11 protein-coding genes are annotated in these 16,624 nt (G+C 68.6%); 10 read left to right on the forward strand and 1 reads right to left on the reverse strand.

Going from position 1 to position 16,624, the window contains the following annotated elements:
- Position 1: 1 nt before the first annotated feature.
- From IFT65_RS16120 to IFT65_RS16155, 8 genes are all read left to right on the forward strand, one after another.
- On the forward strand, positions 2-2,353 hold the full coding sequence (locus tag IFT65_RS16120; RefSeq protein ID WP_192082406.1) for an MMPL family transporter: 2,352 nt from the start codon (positions 2-4) through the stop codon (positions 2,351-2,353).
- A complete protein-coding gene (locus IFT65_RS16125; protein ID WP_192082346.1) occupies positions 2,353-2,943 on the forward strand; it encodes a DUF3261 domain-containing protein in 591 nt (196 codons plus the stop codon). Before IFT65_RS16120 ends, IFT65_RS16125 begins: the two co-directional genes overlap by 1 nt.
- Entirely contained in the window at positions 2,940-4,133 is a 1,194-nt protein-coding gene (locus IFT65_RS16130; RefSeq protein ID WP_192082348.1) for a beta-ketoacyl-ACP synthase, read from the forward strand. Before IFT65_RS16125 ends, IFT65_RS16130 begins: the two co-directional genes overlap by 4 nt.
- On the forward strand, positions 4,130-4,582 hold the full coding sequence (locus IFT65_RS16135) for a hotdog family protein (protein WP_192082350.1): 453 nt from the start codon (positions 4,130-4,132) through the stop codon (positions 4,580-4,582). The genes IFT65_RS16130 and IFT65_RS16135 overlap by 4 nt, the downstream gene beginning before the upstream one ends.
- Positions 4,579-5,310 (forward strand): 3-ketoacyl-ACP reductase FabG2, encoded by a 732-nt coding sequence (locus IFT65_RS16140; protein ID WP_192082352.1) that lies wholly within the window; start codon positions 4,579-4,581, stop codon positions 5,308-5,310. The genes IFT65_RS16135 and IFT65_RS16140 overlap by 4 nt, the downstream gene beginning before the upstream one ends.
- Positions 5,310-6,560, forward strand: coding sequence for a beta-ketoacyl-ACP synthase (locus tag IFT65_RS16145; RefSeq protein ID WP_192082354.1), 1,251 nt, complete (start codon positions 5,310-5,312; stop codon positions 6,558-6,560). The genes IFT65_RS16140 and IFT65_RS16145 overlap by 1 nt, the downstream gene beginning before the upstream one ends.
- 128 nt (positions 6,561-6,688) lie before the next feature.
- The gene (locus IFT65_RS16150) at positions 6,689-6,949 is read left to right on the forward strand and encodes a YcgL domain-containing protein (RefSeq protein ID WP_188325398.1); all 261 of its coding nucleotides are present in this window, start codon (positions 6,689-6,691) and stop codon (positions 6,947-6,949) included.
- Positions 6,942-10,277, forward strand: coding sequence for an ankyrin repeat domain-containing protein (locus IFT65_RS16155; RefSeq protein ID WP_192082356.1), 3,336 nt, complete (start codon positions 6,942-6,944; stop codon positions 10,275-10,277). Before IFT65_RS16150 ends, IFT65_RS16155 begins: the two co-directional genes overlap by 8 nt.
- Positions 10,278-10,313: 36 nt before the next feature.
- Here IFT65_RS16155 and IFT65_RS16160 read toward each other — a convergent pair whose 3' ends face one another.
- Positions 10,314-12,110 (reverse strand): monovalent cation:proton antiporter-2 (CPA2) family protein, encoded by a 1,797-nt coding sequence (locus tag IFT65_RS16160; protein ID WP_192082358.1) that lies wholly within the window; start codon positions 12,108-12,110, stop codon positions 10,314-10,316.
- A 326-nt stretch (positions 12,111-12,436) separates the two neighbouring features.
- Here IFT65_RS16160 and mgtE point away from each other — a divergent pair, with 326 nt between their 5' ends.
- Together mgtE and IFT65_RS16170 are read left to right on the forward strand one after the other, a co-directional pair.
- Positions 12,437-13,807, forward strand: coding sequence for a magnesium transporter (gene mgtE / locus IFT65_RS16165; RefSeq protein WP_192082360.1), 1,371 nt, complete (start codon positions 12,437-12,439; stop codon positions 13,805-13,807).
- Positions 13,808-13,906: 99 nt separating this feature from the next.
- Positions 13,907-16,621, forward strand: a complete 2,715-nt coding sequence (locus IFT65_RS16170; protein ID WP_188325394.1) for a bifunctional acetate--CoA ligase family protein/GNAT family N-acetyltransferase — start codon at positions 13,907-13,909, stop codon at positions 16,619-16,621.
- Positions 16,622-16,624: the final 3 nt, after the last annotated feature.

Here is a 16,624-nt window from a genome sequence, read left to right on the forward strand (position 1 = left end):
CATGCGCCCTGGCGCGGCCGCGGCCGCCAGCCCACACCGCGCCTGGCGCTGGCTGGCCCTGGCGTGGCTGCTGGTGCTGCTGGCGCTGGGTGTGCAGCAGGCCCTGCAGTGGCGCCAGCAGCCACCGATCGACACCGACATCCTGGCGATGCTCCCGCAGGACGCCCACGATCGCCTGCTGTCCGATGCCACCCGGCGCATCGCCGATGCGAACTCGCGCGACGTGGTGGTGCTGCTGGGCAGCGATGACAGCGCAGCCGCTCTGCGTGCGCAGGAGGCATTCGCGCAGGCCATGGCCGACGATGCGGACAGCGGCCTGCTGCGGCCTGCCGGTGGGATGGACGGGTGGTTCGACCAGGCACGCGGGTTCTACGCCCCGTACCGGGATCGCCTGCTGACGCCAGCCCAGCGCGATCAGCTGCAGCAGACCGGCGCCGACGATCTGGCAGGGCAGGCGCTTGCGTCCCTGTACGGGCCGATGGGCGGTCCGCGTTTGACGGCGTGGCTGCAGGACCCTTTGGCGCTGTGGCCGGCATGGTGGCAACAGCAGGCCAAGGCGGCAGGCCTGCGCCTGGGCGACGATGGCTTGGTGCAGGCCGATGGCAAGCACTGGGCGGTGCTCCGTTTCGATACCCGTGATTCCGCCTTCCAGCTGGATGGCGAGCCGCATATCGACGCGCTGCTGGAGCGCGCGGGCACGGCAGCACGTGGGGCGGCGCCCGGGCTGGAAATCCTGCATGCCGGTGTTCCGTTGCATGCTGAAGCCGCCGCCGTGCAGGCCAACCGGGAGATCAATACGATCGGCTGGGGCTCGTTGGCGGCCGTGCTGTTGCTGGTCTGGCTGGCGTTCCGCTCGCTGCGACCGATCCTGCTGGTGGCGGTGTCGCTGCTGGTGGGGTGTGGCGTCGCCTTGGCCGTGACCGTGCTGGTGTTCGGCAAGGTGCACCTGCTCACGCTGGTGTTCGGTGCCTCGCTGGTGGGCGTCGCCGAGGACTACGGCATCCACTGGTTCGCGTCGCGCCAGGCGGCCCCACGTGAGAGCCGTTGGACCCTGCTGCGGCACCTGCTGCCGGGCCTGTGGCTGGCCTTGCTGACGAGTGCGCTGGCTTACCTGGCGCTGGCCATGGCGCCGTTCCCGGGGCTGCGGCAGATGGCACTGTTCTCGGTGGTCGGATTGTCCGCGGCGTTCGTGACGGTGATCTTGTGGTTTCCGTGGCTGGACGGTGGCCAAGTGCGGCAGACCGGTTTTTCGCACTGGCTTGGCGGCACGCTGCAGCGCTGGCCACGGCTTGCCGGGCGACGCCTGCTGCTGGTGCTGGTCGGTCTGGTGGTGCTGTCCGCTGCGGGCATGACCCGGTTGAAGGTGGACGATGACCTGCGCAGCCTGCAGTCCTCGCCTCCGGCATTGATGGAGCAGCAGATCCGTATCTCGCGGCTGCTGGGGATGCCCAGCCCCGCGCAGTTCTTCCTGGTGCAGGGGGGAGATGCCGAACAGCTGCTGCAACGCGAAGAGGCCCTGACCCGGCGGCTGCGCGCGCTGGAGCACGACGGCCGCATCGGCAGTCATCGCGCGATCAGCGACTGGTTGCCTTCAGCGGCGCAGCAGCACGCCGATGCCGCACTGACGCGTGGCATCGAGGCGGGCGTGCTGCGGGCCGTGGCGGAGGTCAGTGGCGAAACGCTGGAGCGCCCGGCGTTCACTGCGGCGCCGATGACCATCGAAGGCTTCGTGGCCTCTCCGGCGTCGTTGCCGGTCCGCCCCTTGTGGTTGGGCCGGCTGGGCGACGGGGTCGCCAGCGTGGTGCTGGTGGATGACCTGTCGCAGCCGCAGGCGCTGCGCGACCTGCAGGGTGCCGGAGCGGGACTGGACGGCGTGCGCTGGGTTGATCGCACCGATGATTTCTCGCGCTTGCTCGGTCACTACCGCAGTCTGATGAGCGTCATGCTGCTGGCAGGCACTGCACTGGTGTTTGCCGCGCTGTGGTGGCGCTATCGTCGCGATGCGTGGCGGGTGATGGTGCCGACGTTGTTGGCGGGGACGCTTACCGTCGCCCTGCTGTCCTTGTTCGGCCAGCCCGTGCAGCTGTTCAATGTGCTCGCCCTGATGCTGCTGCTGGGCATGGGCATCGATTACGGCATCTTCCTGCTGGAGCATCGGGGTGACCCCAGTGCGTGGGTGGCGGTCTGCGTGGGCGCGGCGAGTACCTGGCTGTCCTTCGGACTGCTCGGGCTGTCCGCGACGCCGGCGCTGCGTGCCTTCGGCCTTACCCTGCTGCTGGGTATCGGCCTGGTCTGGCTGTTGTCACCGCTGTTCCGGCCGGCCGGTGTGCATGAAACAAAGGAGTCCACCTGATGCGTTGGATACGCTGCGTTCGCCCCGCCCTGCGCCTGTTGGCGGCGATGACCGTACTCGCCGCGCTTGCCGCGTGCGCCGGCCGGCCCACGCGGACCGGTGGCGATCTGCCGCCGCTGCGGCTGTCGCCGGCCAGCCTGCAGGGCACCCTCGCACTGCAGCAGCAACTCCACTTCCGCTTCGGCCGGGTGGAGCGTGATCTGGATGCGTTGCTGGAGGCCGACGACGCGCAGGTGCAACTGCTGGTGCAGGCGATGGGCCAGACCGGCTTCCGCGTGCGCTGGGATGGCCAGCACCTGGACGAACAGCGCGCCCCGTGGCTGCCACGCCAGGTGCGTGCCGAACGGGTGCTGGATGATCTGCAGTTCGCACTCTGGCCCACCGCCGCCATCGCCGCCGTATTGCCGGCCGAGTGGACGGTCACCGACGATGGTGAACATCGCCGCCTGCAGCACGCCGGCCAGGAGGCACTGCATCTGCAGCGCCATGCCGATGGCAGCCTGCAGTTGGACAACCTGCGCGAAGGATACTCATTGACCATCCGTTCGGTGGATGGCGCGGCTGCACCGGCGCAGGAGACGCCGCCGTGACCGCCGCGGTGTATCTCAATGGGCTGGGCGTGGTGTGCGCCCTGGGCGCAGACCGCCACAGCGTGGCCAAGGGGCTGTTTGCCGCGGCCCCTGGCGGGCTGTCCGACTGCGATGACGTGGTGCGCGGGCGCACCCTCGCGCTGGGGCGCGTACGGGACGCGCTGCCAGACCTCTCGGCGCTGCCGATCTCGCTTCGTGGTCGCAACAATGCCCTGCTGGATGCGGCGCTGGTGCAGATCGCACCGCTGGTGAAGCAGGCCATCAGCCAACATGGTGCCGAGCGTGTCGCCGTGATCATCGGCACCAGCACATCCGGCATCGGTGAGACCGAACCTGCGCTTCGTGCGCTGCAGTCTGATGGCCAATGGCCTGCCGGCTTCTCTTACGGGCAGCAGGAGATGGGCAGTGCGGCATCGTTCGTGCGCCATCGCAGCGGGGCCGGCGGCCCGGCATGGACCTTGTCCACGGCCTGTTCGTCCAGTGCGAAAGCGTTGGCTTCGGCGGCGCGGCTGCTGCGCGCCGGGGTCGTCGATGCGGTGATCGCCGGTGGGGCCGACTCGCTGTGCCACTTCACCGTCGCCGGTTTCAGCGCATTGGAGTCGATCTCGGCCACGCGCTGCCTGCCGTTCTCGCGCAACCGCACGGGCATCAACATCGGCGAAGGGGCGGCGTTGTTCCTGCTCAGCCGTGAGCCGGGCCCGGTGCAGCTGGCCGGGTGGGGGGAGAGCTCCGATGCCCACCACATGTCCGCGCCTGACCCCAGCGGCGCCGGCGCCACGGCTGCGCTGCTCGAGGCATTGCAACGTGCAGGGTGGTCACCGGACGAGGTGGACTACATCAACCTGCATGGCACCGCCACGCGGCACAACGATGCGATGGAGTCGCGGGCAGTGGCCGGCGTGCTGGGCAGCACGGTGCCGGCCAGCTCGACCAAGCCACTCACCGGCCACGCGCTGGGTGCCTCCGGTGCCATTGAAGCCGCCCTGTGCTGGATCGCGCTGGTCGACAATCCCGATAACCGCCTGCCGCCGCACTGGTATGACGGCGATATCGATCCGGACCTGCCGGCACTCAGGCTGGTCACCCCGGGCGACTGTTCACCGGTCCCCCTGCAGCGGATGCTCAGCAGCTCGTTTGCTTTCGGCGGCAGCAACGCCGTGCTTGCCCTGCAGCGGAGTACGGCGGCATGACCGTGTATCCCATCCGGGACGTCGTGCCGCACCGGGCCAGCCTGCTGCTGTTGGACGAGCTGGTGCACTGGGACGATGACAGCATCCATGCCGCCCTGGTGGTGCCGTCGGAGGGCGCATTCGCCGGGCCTGACGGCGTGCCGGCGTGGATCGGCATCGAGTACATGGCGCAGGCCATCGCGGCCTGGGCCGGCTGCCGTGCGCGCCGTGATGGCGGCGAACCGAAGATCGGGTTCCTGCTCGGCAGCCGCCGCTACAGCAGCCAGCGCGATCTGTTTCCCGCCGGCACCCGGCTGGAGGTGTACGCGCGCCGCGAACTGATGGGTGACAATGGCCTGGGCATGTTCGCCTGCCGGATCGACGCGGGCGGGGAGACATGGGTGGAAGCAAATGTATCGGTGTTCGAGCCCGCTGACGCGCAGGCCTATCTGGAGAGTGGAACCGCATGACAGCCAACCTGGCGGTGCTGGTGACCGGCGCAAGCCGGGGCATCGGCCGTGCAATCGCGCTGCGCGCCGCGCGCGACGGCTTCGACGTGACCGTACATTGCCGCAGCCGCGTGGACGAAGCGCAGGCCGTGGCCGATGAGATAACCGCGATGGGACGGCAGGCGCGGGTACTCCCGTTCGATATCGCCGACCGCGCCGCAGCACGTGCCGCCCTGGAAGCCGATGTCGAAGCGCACGGCGCCTACTACGGTGTCGTCTGCAATGCCGGCATCGCCCGCGATGGCGCGTTCCCTGCGCTCAGTGAAGACGACTGGGACCAGGTACTGCACACCAACCTGGACGGCTTCTACAACGTGCTGCACCCGCTGGTGATGCCGATGGTGCGCCGTCGCCAGCCCGGCCGCATCGTGACGCTGGCATCGGTATCCGGCCTGATCGGCAACCGCGGCCAGGTCAATTACAGCGCGGCCAAGGCCGGCATCATCGGCGCCAGCAAGGCGCTGGCGGTCGAGCTGGCCAGCCGCCGCATCACGGTCAACTGCGTGGCCCCTGGCCTGATCGACACCGACATGCTGGATGCCGGCGTGCTGGAACACGCCTTGAAGGGCATCCCGGCCGGTCGTGTCGGGACGCCCGACGAGGTCGCTGCCACCGTCGCATTCCTGCTGTCCCCTGACGCTGCCTATATCACCCGGCAGGTGATCTCGGTCAATGGCGGGCTTGCCTGATGGCACGTGACGGGCGCCGCGTCGTGGTGACCGGTGCGGCTGCCATCAGTCCGTTGGGCCACGACTGGGCGACCATCCACGCGCGGCTGCGCGCACTGCGCAATGCCGTACGCGCGATGCCGGAGTGGGATGTCTATGAAGGGCTGAATACCCGGCTGGCTGCGCCTGCCGCGCCTTTCGAGCTGCCACCGCACTACAACCGCAAGACCACCCGTTCGATGGGACGGGTCGCCTTGATGGCAGTGCGTGCCAGCGAGCTGGCCCTGCAGCAGGCCGGACTGATCGACCACCCGGTGCTGCGGGGTGGACGCACCGGGGTGTCCTACGGTTCGTCTTCCGGCAGCCATGAAGCGGTGGGCGAATTCGGCCGGATGCTCAGCAGCTTCAGCACCGAGGGCATCACCGCCACCACCTACCTGAAGATGATGAGCCACACCGCGCCGGTCAACATCGGCGTGTTCTTCGGTCTAAGCGGGCGCATCCATACCACTTCCAGTGCCTGCACATCCGGCAGCCAAGGGGTGGGCGAAGCGTACGAAACCATTCGCGCGGGGCGCCAGACCGTGATGCTGGCCGGCGGTGCCGAACAACTTGATGCGACCGCCGCGGCGGTGTTCGACACCCTGTTCGCCACCAGCGTACGCAACGCGGCCCCAGCCACCACGCCGCGTCCGTTCGATGCCGGGCGCGATGGCCTGGTGCTGGGTGAAGGCGCCTGCACCCTGGTGCTGGAGGATCTGCAGCACGCGCTTGAACGCGGTGCCACGATCCTGGCCGAGGTGCGCGGCTATGCCAGCAACAGCGATGGCCAGCATGTCACCCAGCCCAGCAGCCCGACCATGGCCCAGGCGATGCGCCTGGCGCTGGAGGATGCGGGGCTGGACGCTGCACGGATCGGCTATATCAACGCGCACGGTACGGCGACCGAGCACGGGGACATCGCCGAAAGCCAGGCGACCGCCGAGGTATTCGGCAGCGCCGTACCGATCAGTTCGCTGAAGAGTTACGTCGGCCACATGCTGGGCGCGTGCGGCGCGTTCGAGGCGTGGGTGAGCATCGAGATGATGCGCAGCGGCTGGTTCGCCCCCACCCTGAATCTGGAAGACCCGGATCCCCGCTGTGCGGCGCTGGACCACATCATCGGCGACGGCCGTACGTTGCAGGTGGACCACGTGATGAGCAACAACTTCGCCTTCGGCGGCATCAATACGTCGCTGGTGTTTGCGCGTTTCGACGCCTCGGCAGCCTGAACGGCCTGCGGACAATGATGAACCCGGTGCACGAAAGTTCGCCGCGGTGGCGCTGTCGGGGCTGTGACGCCTTCCGCCCGTGACGGGTTTCCGACACAATCATGTCTTAAAGGGTAAAACCTGAAAGCATGCAAGCCTACGTCTACAAAAGCCACCGTAAAGACGACACCTACGTCTATCTCGCCGAGCGTGATGGCTTCGCTGTGCTGCCTGCACCGCTGGCTGCCTCGCTGGGAAAACTCGATCTGGTGATGGAAGTCGCGCTGACCGAAGATCGCCGCCTTGCCCGCGCCGACGCGGCGCTGGTGCGTGCCGAGCTGGCCAGTCGCGGGTTCTACCTGCAGGTGCCGCCCAGCATCACCAGCATGATGCCGCGCCACAATGACTGACCGCAGGCCGCGCGAGGTATACGGCGCCCTGGGGCTGGGCGCGCTGCTGTCGCTGGGTGCCGCCATCGGGGGTATCCCCGGCGCGGTGCTGGCGGCGCTGGCGCAGCCGGTGTATGCGCTGGGTGTGTCATGGGCCCGTCGCAGCCGCGTACCGCGCGCCGTGCCGCAGGTGCTGCGCGAAGAGGTTCCCGCGCTGTTGGCGCTGTGGTTGGCCGGCCCTGCGGTGCTGGCGCTGCTGATGGCCTGGCCCCTGGCTGCGCTGCGTGAAAGCGGCAGCCTGGCCGCCGCGCTGGGACTGGCGGTGCTGCTGGGGGTCGCGTTGCTTGCGGTCTGGCGTACCTGGCCGTTGTGGAGCGACGTGGAGCGTCTGGCCGGTGGCCTGCAGCGGCATGGGGCAGGCCTGTCCGGCCGCGACCTTGGCGCGTGGCGCGGACTGGCCGTTGCGGCCCTGGTACTGGCGATCAGTGCGCTTGTCGTGTTGCCAGCGTGGCCGGCGCTGCTGCCGGCGGCGCTGCGCTGGCCTGCCGTTGCTGCCATCGTGCTGCTGTCGCCGCTGCTGCACCTGATGCTGCAACGGATCGCACCGGCCGGCGCGGGGCGCGTGGCCCCGGCGACCCACACGGATGCGCTGCGTACCGCGTGGGAAGCAAACGAGCCCAGGGTCGACGCCGTGCCCACGGCGCTGGAGCCCATGCAGGCCGATGCCTTGGGCCCGGCCCTCTACGAAGCGGCGCGACATGGCCGCATCGAGCGCGCGCTGCAGCTGCTGCAGGCCGGCGCGGACCCGCGTGCTGCGCCGGACCCGCAATGGCGCGACCAACGTAATCTTCCGGTGCTGGCCGCGGTGCTGCCAGACCTGCGGCTGCTGCGCGAACTGATCGCCCGTGGCGTCGACGTCAATGCACCGCACAAGGGAATGACGCCGCTGCTGGCGGCGACCCGTGACAGCTGGCACGGTCGTCCCGAAGCGGTGATGACATTGCTCGCCAATGGCGCGGATTCGCGCGCCACCGACGCCGATGGCAATACGCCCCTGCACCATGCCGCGCGCAGTTCGGATCCCGGGGTGGCCGCGCTGCTGCGTGACGCCGCCGCCGAAATCGACGCCCTGAACAATGAAGGCTGGTCACCGTTGGCCGTGGCCTGTCAGGTCGGCAACTGGCGGCTGGCGCGTTTCCTGCTGGAACGCGGCGCGCGGGCCGAGCCCGTGGAAGGCATTCCGGTGCTGCTGGCCGCTGCGGCGACCGACGATGATGATCCCGCGGGCGTCCAGCTGCTGCTCAAGCACAAGGCGCGCGCCGATGCGCGTGACGCCCAGCGCCGCAGCGCGCTGCATGAAGCGGCGCTGGCAGGCCACTCGGCCATCATCGATGCGCTGTTGGCGGCCGGAGCCAACCTGGAAGCGCGTGATGCCCTGGGCCGCACCCCGCTGCTGGAGGCTGCCGCAGGCGGTCGTGCCGCCGTGCTGGAACACCTGTTGCCGCACAAGCCCGACCTGGCGGCGGTGGATGGCGACGGCCGCAACGCGCTGATGCTGGCCGCGATGGCGACGGACGTCCCGCCGCAGCTGGTCCGTCGCCTGCTGGACCTGGGTCTGGTCGCCGACCTGGCAGATCCCGTGGCACGACGCGCGGTGGACAGCGCTGCCGAAGCGGGCCGTTGGGCCATCGTCAGCATGCTCGACCCCGCGTATCCGCTGCCCGCCGCGGTCAGCGACGGCCTCGCGGCCGCCGAAGGCAGCGAAGGCGGGGCGTCGCTGCTGCCTGACCGGCCGCCGTTGGAACTGCTGCGCGAGTCCTTGGGCTTTGGCAATCTGGACGGCCTGGACGCGCTGGTCCGGCTGTGTCGCCCTGACGAACTGGGCGCGCTGCTGCACGATCCGGAACTGGCACTGGATCCACGCGCGGTCAGCTGGCTGCTGCAGCACGGCGCCTCACATGACGCGCTCGATGCCTGCACCGACACGCCGATGTTCGCGTTGCTCGCGCGTGGCGTGGACGCTGTGCCTGCCTTGCAGGCCATGCTGGAGCAGGGCGTTTCGCCCGCCGGCGCCGGCGGTCTGGCACGGTTCCTGGCGGCGTGTGCACAGCATGACCACGCCAGTCGCGGACTTGAACAACTGGCGCTGGAGCTGCTGGAGCGGGGCGCGGATCCGTTCGCGGCGTCCCCGGCAGGCGATCCGCCGCTGTCGCTGGCCGTGCGCTTGGGCTGGCTGCGCCTGCAGACGGGCCTGTTGAGCCTGGGCGTGGACCGCGAAGCACGCGACAGCCATGGCATGACGGCCCTGCATCTGGCGACCGCACTGGGTCGCGAAGCCGCATTGAAGACACTCGTCCGCCATGGCGCATCGCCGGAAGCCCGTGCCGCCGACGGCCAGACGCCGCTGGGCGTGGCGCTGTCCAGTGGCCGCCGCGATCTGGCCGATTGGCTGGACTGGCGGGTATGGACCCTGCCGCGCCGCACCTTGCGCGAGTCGGACGTGGCCGCGGCGGCCACCACCGGCGATGTCGATGCCGTGCGTCGCCTGATCGACCTGGGTTTCGCCGTCGACAGCGTCGATGCGCAGGGCTGTACCGCCCTGCTGCGTGCCGCAGGCGGCGGGCACCTGGCCGTGGTGGACCTGCTGCTGGCCCGCAAGGCGGATCCGCAACATGCCTCGGCCAGCGGTGCCACGCCGTTGTCAGCGGCGGTCAGCATGCGCCAGATGGACATCGTGTCGGCCCTGCTGGACGCCGGTGCGCAGCTGGAACACCGGCTGCCGGGCGGCGTCACGGTGCTGATGCTGGCCTCGGCACTGGGCCTGCCCGACATCGTGGCGCGTCTGCTCAGCGCCGGTGCCGACGTCCACGCGTGCGATGCACAGCAGCTGGCGCCGCTGCATTGCGCTGCGCTGTACGGATTCTCCGCGCGTGATCGTTCGCGCCTGCTGGCGCTGCTCGACACCCTGCTGCTGGCAGGGGCCGAACCGGATCAGTCCGCTGCAGGTGACGTAACCCCGCTGCTGTTGCTGCTGGGCGCGCGTGCCGAACCGGGCACGGCCTGCGACGAGCAGGTGGTGCTGGCCGGCGTCGAACGCCTGCTGGATGAAGACGTATCGCTGGACGTCCGCGATCCACGCGGGTTCGGGCCGCTGCACCTGGCCGCATTGCATGGGCTGCCGTTGCTGGTCCAGCGCCTGTTGCGTGCAGGAGCGGACCCCGAGGCACGCGACACGCTCAACCGCAGCCCGCGCGAGATCGCGGTGATGCGCGGTTTCATCGACGTGGCAGGTGAGTTCGCACCCCGGGTCCCGGGCGTGTCATCGATGGCGCGTTTCCTGCGCGAATGAAGCGCTGCGCCGCTGACCAGTGACGAGCCCCTATCGTCACTGGTCCTCGCGCGACCGGTCCCCATCGTGGCCTGCGTCGGCCTCGAACAGATGCATCAGATCGGCACGGGCGTCACGCGAGGTCTGGATCACGGCGGTCTCATCGTCGTACACCAGGTACTGGTCACGCAGCAGCTTCTCGTCGTGCTCGCGGAAACGCTGCACGTGCCGCTTCGCCGTGTCGCCCGGGATGCCCAGCGCGATCAGTACCCGTTCGCTGAGCTCCAGGCTGGTCCCGAAGACTTCGCGGAACGGTTCGGCGGCCATGTCCATCAAGCGCCACGCATGCTGGCGGTTACGCGCACGCGCCAGCACGCGCGCGTCCGGATACAGCCTGCGGATCAACCGCGTCGCGCGCAGGTTGGTTTCCGGATCATCCATCGTCACCACGAACACCGCGATCTCGGCGCCGCCGGCTGCGCGCAGCATCTCCGGGCGGGTCGGATCACCGTAGTAAAGCTGGTTACCGAATCGCCTCAGGTCGGCCACGGTATCCGGGTTGGCTTCCAGTGCGACGAAAGGCACCTTCTGCGCCGTCAGCAGCCGCGCCACCACCTGGCCGAAGCGTCCCATGCCGGCAATCAGCACCTTCGGCCGATTATCCGGTGCGACGTCGTCAGCCGGCGGGGCCTGGGTGGTCGTGCTGGCTTCGCGCCCCAGCAGCCGCAAGAGCACGATCATCAGCAGCGGTGTCAGCGCCATCGACAGACCGACGATGGCGACCAGCCGATCATGGTTGGCACTGCCCAGCAGCTGCGCGCGCTGTGCCTCGTTGAACACGACGAAGGCGAACTCACCGCCCAGCCACAGCACGCTGCCCAGCAGCAGCGCCTGTCGCGACGGCAGCTTGGCCAAGCGGCCGATGGCGTAAAGCATGCCGAACTTGACCACCAGCAGGATGCCCACGCCGGCGGCGATCATGCCCGGCTCGGCGATGATGCGGTCCAGATCGATGCCCATGCCGACGGCAATGAAGAACAGGCCGAGGAACAACCCCTTGAAGGGTTCGATCTGCGCTTCCAGCTCGTGCCGGAACTCCGAATCAGACAGCAGCACCCCGGCCAGGAACGCGCCAAGGCTGGCACTCAGCCCCGCTTCCTGCATGAACCACGCCGTGCCCAGCACCACCAGCAACGCCGTGGCGGTGAATACCTCCGGGCTGCGGCTGCGTGCGACCACGCCGAACACGCGGCGCAGCAGCGGGCGTCCGCACAGGATGACCACCGCCAGCGCACCGATCGCGATGGCGGCATCCTGCCAGTGCAGGGTCTGGTTGCGCGCGCCGCCCAGCAGCGGAATCGCGGCCAACAGCGGGATGGCGATGAGGTCCTGGAACAGCAGGATCGCGAAGGCCAGTCGGCCATGGTTGCTGTTCAGCGCCTTGTGCTCGGACAACAACTGCAGGCCCACCGCCGTGGATGACAGGGCCAGGGCGATGCCCACGACCAACGCGCTCTTCCATTGGAAATGATCAAGCATCAGCAGGCCGCCCAGCACGAGTCCGCAACTGGCGACCTGCAGCGCGCCGGCGCCGAACACCGAACGTCGCATCACCTTCAGTCGCGACGGCGATAGTTCCAGGCCGATGACGAACAGCAGCATCACCACGCCGATCTCAGCCGCGCCGAGGATGCGGTCTGCATCCTGCACGAAGCCCAGGCCATCGGGCCCCAGCACCACGCCAGCGGCCAGGTAGCCCAGCACTGCCCCGAAGCCGAGGCGGCGGAACACGGGGACGGCAATCACCGCCGCAAGCAGCAGGACCAACGCGAGTTCAAGCACACCGCTATGCATGGGGAGGAACGTCTGGGATGCGGGGGAACGGGCCGGATGCGAAGCACCGGACCCTCGGCGGTCATTATGCGCCGCGTGTTGCCCACGGCGCAGCGCGGAAACTGAGTGCGACCCTACCCGGTGCCGCGATGGGGTTGACCCACCCTGCCGACAGGTCCATCCTGCCCCCCGCCACGGCATGCCCGTCGGCACACCCTTCCGGAGTCCAACCCCCATGTCCAGCGACAGTAGAAGTCGACCTCGTTCGACGCCAGCGACGGCGACCGCCTGACAGGGACGGTTCGCCTGCGTTGGCGTTGCGCTTGCAACCACGAAGGCGAACCACGATGAACCAGAAGCAGATGCTGCGTCCCGCTGCCGACGCCGCCACCCTTGCCGCACCCCTGGCCGGTTTCAACACGGCCGATGCGGTCGAATACCTCAACACCTTGTTGCTGTCCCGCGCAGTGGAACTGCTGGGCGCGCTTCCGTTGCCGCGCGCGGTGAAGCTACTGGAAGCGCCGGAGCTACAGCGCGCCGGCGACCTCGTGGCTGCATTGCCGCCGGCCCGCGCCGCCGCGCTGCTTGGGTTGATGGCCGATGACCGCGCCACCGATATCGTCCATCAGCTGGATGAAGAAGAGCGCGCCCGGCTGGTGCCCCTGATCAGTGCCGACGCACGGCAGGTGATCCAGCAGCTGTTGAGCTATCCACCGCATACCGCCGGTGCACTGATGACGACCGAATTCGTCAGCGTGCCTGCCACGTGGACGGTCGGGCAGACCCTGCAGCACATCCGTGATGTGGAGCGCACGCGCGAGACCGTGTACGCGATCTATGTGCTCGACCCGACCAGCCAGCGCCTGCAGCAGGTGGTGACGATGCGCCGCTTGATCACCGGCCGGGCGGAGGACGCCATCCTCGACGTGGCGCAGGTCAACGCACCGGTCACCGTGGACGTGCAGATGGACCAGGAAGAAGTTGCGCAGCTGATCCGGCGCCACGATCTGTTGGCGATCCCGGTGGTGGATGCAGGGCAGCGCGTGCTGGGCATCGTCACCGTGGACGACATCCTGGATGCGCTGATCGAAGAGTCCACCGAGGACGCGCATAAGTTCGGCGGCATGGAGGCGTTGGAAAAGCCGTACATGCAGATCGGTTTCCTGGAGATGCTGCGCAAGCGCGGCGGCTGGCTGAGCGTGTTGTTCCTCGGCGAGATGCTGACCGCCAGCGCGATGCAGCACTACGAACACGAGCTCGCCCGTGCGGTGGTGCTGACGCTGTTCATCCCGCTGATCATGAGCTCCGGCGGCAATTCCGGTTCGCAGGCGACCTCGCTGCTGATCCGCAGCCTGGCACTGCGCGAACTGCGCCTGCGCGACTGGTGGAAAGTGGCCCTGCGTGAACTGCCCACGGGCATCGTGCTGGGTGTCATCCTGGGCACGCTGGCGATGACCCGCATCACGGTGTGGCAGCTGGGCGGACTGCACGATTACGGCGAACACTGGCTGCTGCTCGGCTTCACCGTCGCGGCAGCACTGGTCGGCATCGTCACCTTCGGCTCATTGTCCGGCTCGATGCTGCCGTTCGCCCTAAAGCGGCTGGGCTTCGACCCGGCCAGCGCCTCGGCCCCGTTCGTCGCCACCCTGGTCGACGTCACCGGACTGGTCATCTACTTCAGCATTGCCGCCACGATCCTCCACGGCACCCTGCTGTAAAAAAAGGGGACGGAGGGGATTAAGTCGTAATCGACCGCTGCGTAGCGAGCCGATTACGACTTAATCCCCTCCGTCCCCTTTTTTTGCTCTACTACGGCCATGAGCACCTACAACCTGCAGTCCGTGTTCCGCCCGCAGTCCGTTGCCGTTATCGGGGGCAGTCCGCGTGATCGTTCGGCGGGCCGTGCGGTGATGCGCAACCTGCGCGGGGCGGGCTTCGCCGGCAAGGTGGCGTGGGTCAATCCACGCCATGCGGAGATCGATGGCACGCGCACCGTCAAGCGCCTCAAAGACCTGGACTGGGTGCCGGAGCTGGTGGTGGTGACCGCGCCGGCCAGCATCGTGCCGCAGGTGATCGCCGATGCGGCGGCGCTGGGCGTTGCGGCGGCCATCATCCTTACCGCGCATCTGGGGGAGGGGCCCGGTTCGTTGGCGGCGCAGGTCGAAGCCAGCGCGCGCGCCAAGGGCCTGCGCATCCTCGGCCCGCACTGCCTGGGCGTGATCGCGCCCCATGCACGGTTGAATGCCAGCATCGCCGCGCACGTGCCGCAGGCCGGCGACCTTGCCTTGATCTCCGAATCCAGCGCCATCGCCGCCGCCCTGGTGGAGTGGGGCGTGGCGCGCTCGGTCGGGTTCTCCGCCGTGGTGTCGCTGGGTGACACGATGGACGTCGACTTTGGCGACCTGCTGGATTACTTCGCCACCGACTACCGCACGCGCGCGATCCTGCTGTATGTCGAACAGATCAAGGACGCGCGCAAGTTCATGTCTGCTGCGCGTGCAGCCGCGCGCTCCAAGCCGGTGATGGTGGTGAAGTCGGGGCGTGCCGAACGGATCATGCCGGGCAATGACACCCACGTGCAGGCGCTGGCACGTGCCGATGATGTGTATGGCGCGGCGTTCAACCGCGCGGGCCTGCTGCGGGTGAGCGCGCTGGACGAGCTGTTTACCGCGGCAGAGACCCTGGGCCGGTTGGGCGCATTCCCCGGCCGCCGGTTGGCCATCCTGAGCAACGGGGGCGGTGTGGGCAGGCTCGCGGTAGATCAATTGTCGGCACTGCGCGGCACGCTGGCCGGCCTGTCCGACAGCACCGTCAAGCAGCTCGATGCGGTGCTGCCGCGCGGGTGGTCACGCTCCAACCCGGTGGACATCGTGGTCGACGCCGATGGCGATCGGTATGCCGCCGCCATCGAAGCGCTGCTGGCCGACAACGAAAACGACGCCCTGCTGGTGGTCAACGTGCCCACGGCGTTCACCTCATCGGCCGACGCCGCGCAGGCACTCACCCGCACCTTGGGCCTGCGGCCACGGCATCAGCGGGACAAGCCGGTGTTCGCCGTCTGGCTGGGCAACGACGAGCGCGCCACGGCCACGTTGAACGCCGCGCGCGTCCCGACCTATCCCACCGAAGCCGAGGCCGTGCGCGGCTTCCAGCACCTGGTGCGCTATCGCGATGCGCAGAGTGCGCTGATGGAGACCCCGCCCAGCCTGCCGCAGGATTTCGTTGTCGATGCCGGCGCAGCGCGCGCGATCGTCGAGGCGGCACTGGCTGCCGGCCAGCGCTGGCTGGACCCCTTGGCGACGCATGCGCTGCTGAAGGCCTATGGCATTCCGTCCGCACCCGTGCTGCATGCCCGCGACGCCCACGAGGCGATGGACCTGGCCCAGCCCTTGCTGGAGCAGGGTGCCAGCGTGGCCTTGAAGATCCTGTCGCCCGATATTCCGCACAAGTCCGAGGTGGACGGTGTACGCCTGAATCTGTCCACCCTCGCGGCGGTGCAGGCCGCAGCGATCAGCATCCTGTCACGCGCGCGCGAACTGCGTCCCGATGCTCGCATCGACGGCCTGCTGGTGCAGCCCACCATCGTGCGCCCGAAAGCGCGCGAACTGATTGCCGGCATCGCCGACGATGCGACGTTCGGGCCGGTGATCGTGTTCGGTCGCGGCGGTACCGCCGTCGAAGTGATCAATGACAAGGCCCTGGCGCTACCGCCGCTGGATCTACGGCTGGCCCACGAGCTGATCGGCCGCACGCGCGTGTCGCGCATCCTCAAGCCCTACAGTGATTTCCCGGCGGCCGACGAGCGCGCCGTGGCGCTGGTACTGGTCAAGCTTGCGCAGCTCGCCGCGGACATCCCCGAGATCCGCACCCTGGATATCAATCCCCTGCTGGCCGATCGCGAAGGCATCCTTGCACTGGATGCCCGGGTGGCCGTCGCGCCATCGCGCATCCTGCACAAGGGACGCGGCCACCCGCGGTTCGCGGTGTTCCCGTATCCCAAGGAATGGGAGCGCGAACTGGTGCTGTCCGATGGCAGCACCGCCTTCGTGCGGCCCGTCCGTCCGGAGGACGATGCGCTGTTCCGTGCGTTCTTCGCCCGGGTCAGTGACGAAGATCTGCGATTGCGTTTCTTCCAGTCGGTGAAGCACTTCAGCCATGAGTTCATCGCGCGCCTGACCCAGCTTGATTACGCACGCTCCATTGCGCTGGTCGCCCTTGATCCGCGATCGGGCGAGATGCTCGGCGCGGTCCGCCTGCATGCCGATGCCGATTATCACAGCGGCGAGTACGGCATCCTGATCCGGTCGGACCTGAAGGGCCACGGCATCGGCTGGCGTCTGATGACGATCATGATCGAGTACGCGAAGTGGCTGGGCCTGGACACCGTGGAAGGCCAGGTGCTGCGCGAGAACAGTACGATGATCGCGATGTGCCAGAGCCTGGGCTTCACTACCCGGCTGGACCCGGACGACTCCACGGTGATGATGGTCAGCCTGCCGGTGCAGCAGGTGGCGTCTACCTTGTTGGCGTGATGC

Origin of the sequence: Stenotrophomonas sp. CFBP 13725, assembly GCF_014841935.1 — a bacterium.
Classification (GTDB): Bacteria; Pseudomonadota; Gammaproteobacteria; order Xanthomonadales; family Xanthomonadaceae; genus Stenotrophomonas.

What these genes read in the sequence shown, in the direction of transcription:
- IFT65_RS16145 (WP_192082354.1), top strand. Translation starts at nt 5,310, where the DNA reads ATGGCACGTGACGGGCGCCGCGTCGTGGTGACCGGTGCGGCTGCCATC.
- IFT65_RS16160 (WP_192082358.1), bottom strand. Translation starts at nt 12,110, where the DNA reads ATGCATAGCGGTGTGCTTGAACTCGCGTTGGTCCTGCTGCTTGCGGCG.
- IFT65_RS16135 (WP_192082350.1), top strand. Translation starts at nt 4,130, where the DNA reads ATGACCGTGTATCCCATCCGGGACGTCGTGCCGCACCGGGCCAGCCTG.
- IFT65_RS16150 (WP_188325398.1), top strand. Translation starts at nt 6,689, where the DNA reads ATGCAAGCCTACGTCTACAAAAGCCACCGTAAAGACGACACCTACGTC.
- IFT65_RS16120 (WP_192082406.1), top strand. Translation starts at nt 2, where the DNA reads ATGCGCCCTGGCGCGGCCGCGGCCGCCAGCCCACACCGCGCCTGGCGC.
- IFT65_RS16170 (WP_188325394.1), top strand. Translation starts at nt 13,907, where the DNA reads ATGAGCACCTACAACCTGCAGTCCGTGTTCCGCCCGCAGTCCGTTGCC.
- mgtE (WP_192082360.1), top strand. Translation starts at nt 12,437, where the DNA reads ATGAACCAGAAGCAGATGCTGCGTCCCGCTGCCGACGCCGCCACCCTT.
- IFT65_RS16155 (WP_192082356.1), top strand. Translation starts at nt 6,942, where the DNA reads ATGACTGACCGCAGGCCGCGCGAGGTATACGGCGCCCTGGGGCTGGGC.
- IFT65_RS16140 (WP_192082352.1), top strand. Translation starts at nt 4,579, where the DNA reads ATGACAGCCAACCTGGCGGTGCTGGTGACCGGCGCAAGCCGGGGCATC.
- IFT65_RS16125 (WP_192082346.1), top strand. Translation starts at nt 2,353, where the DNA reads ATGCGTTGGATACGCTGCGTTCGCCCCGCCCTGCGCCTGTTGGCGGCG.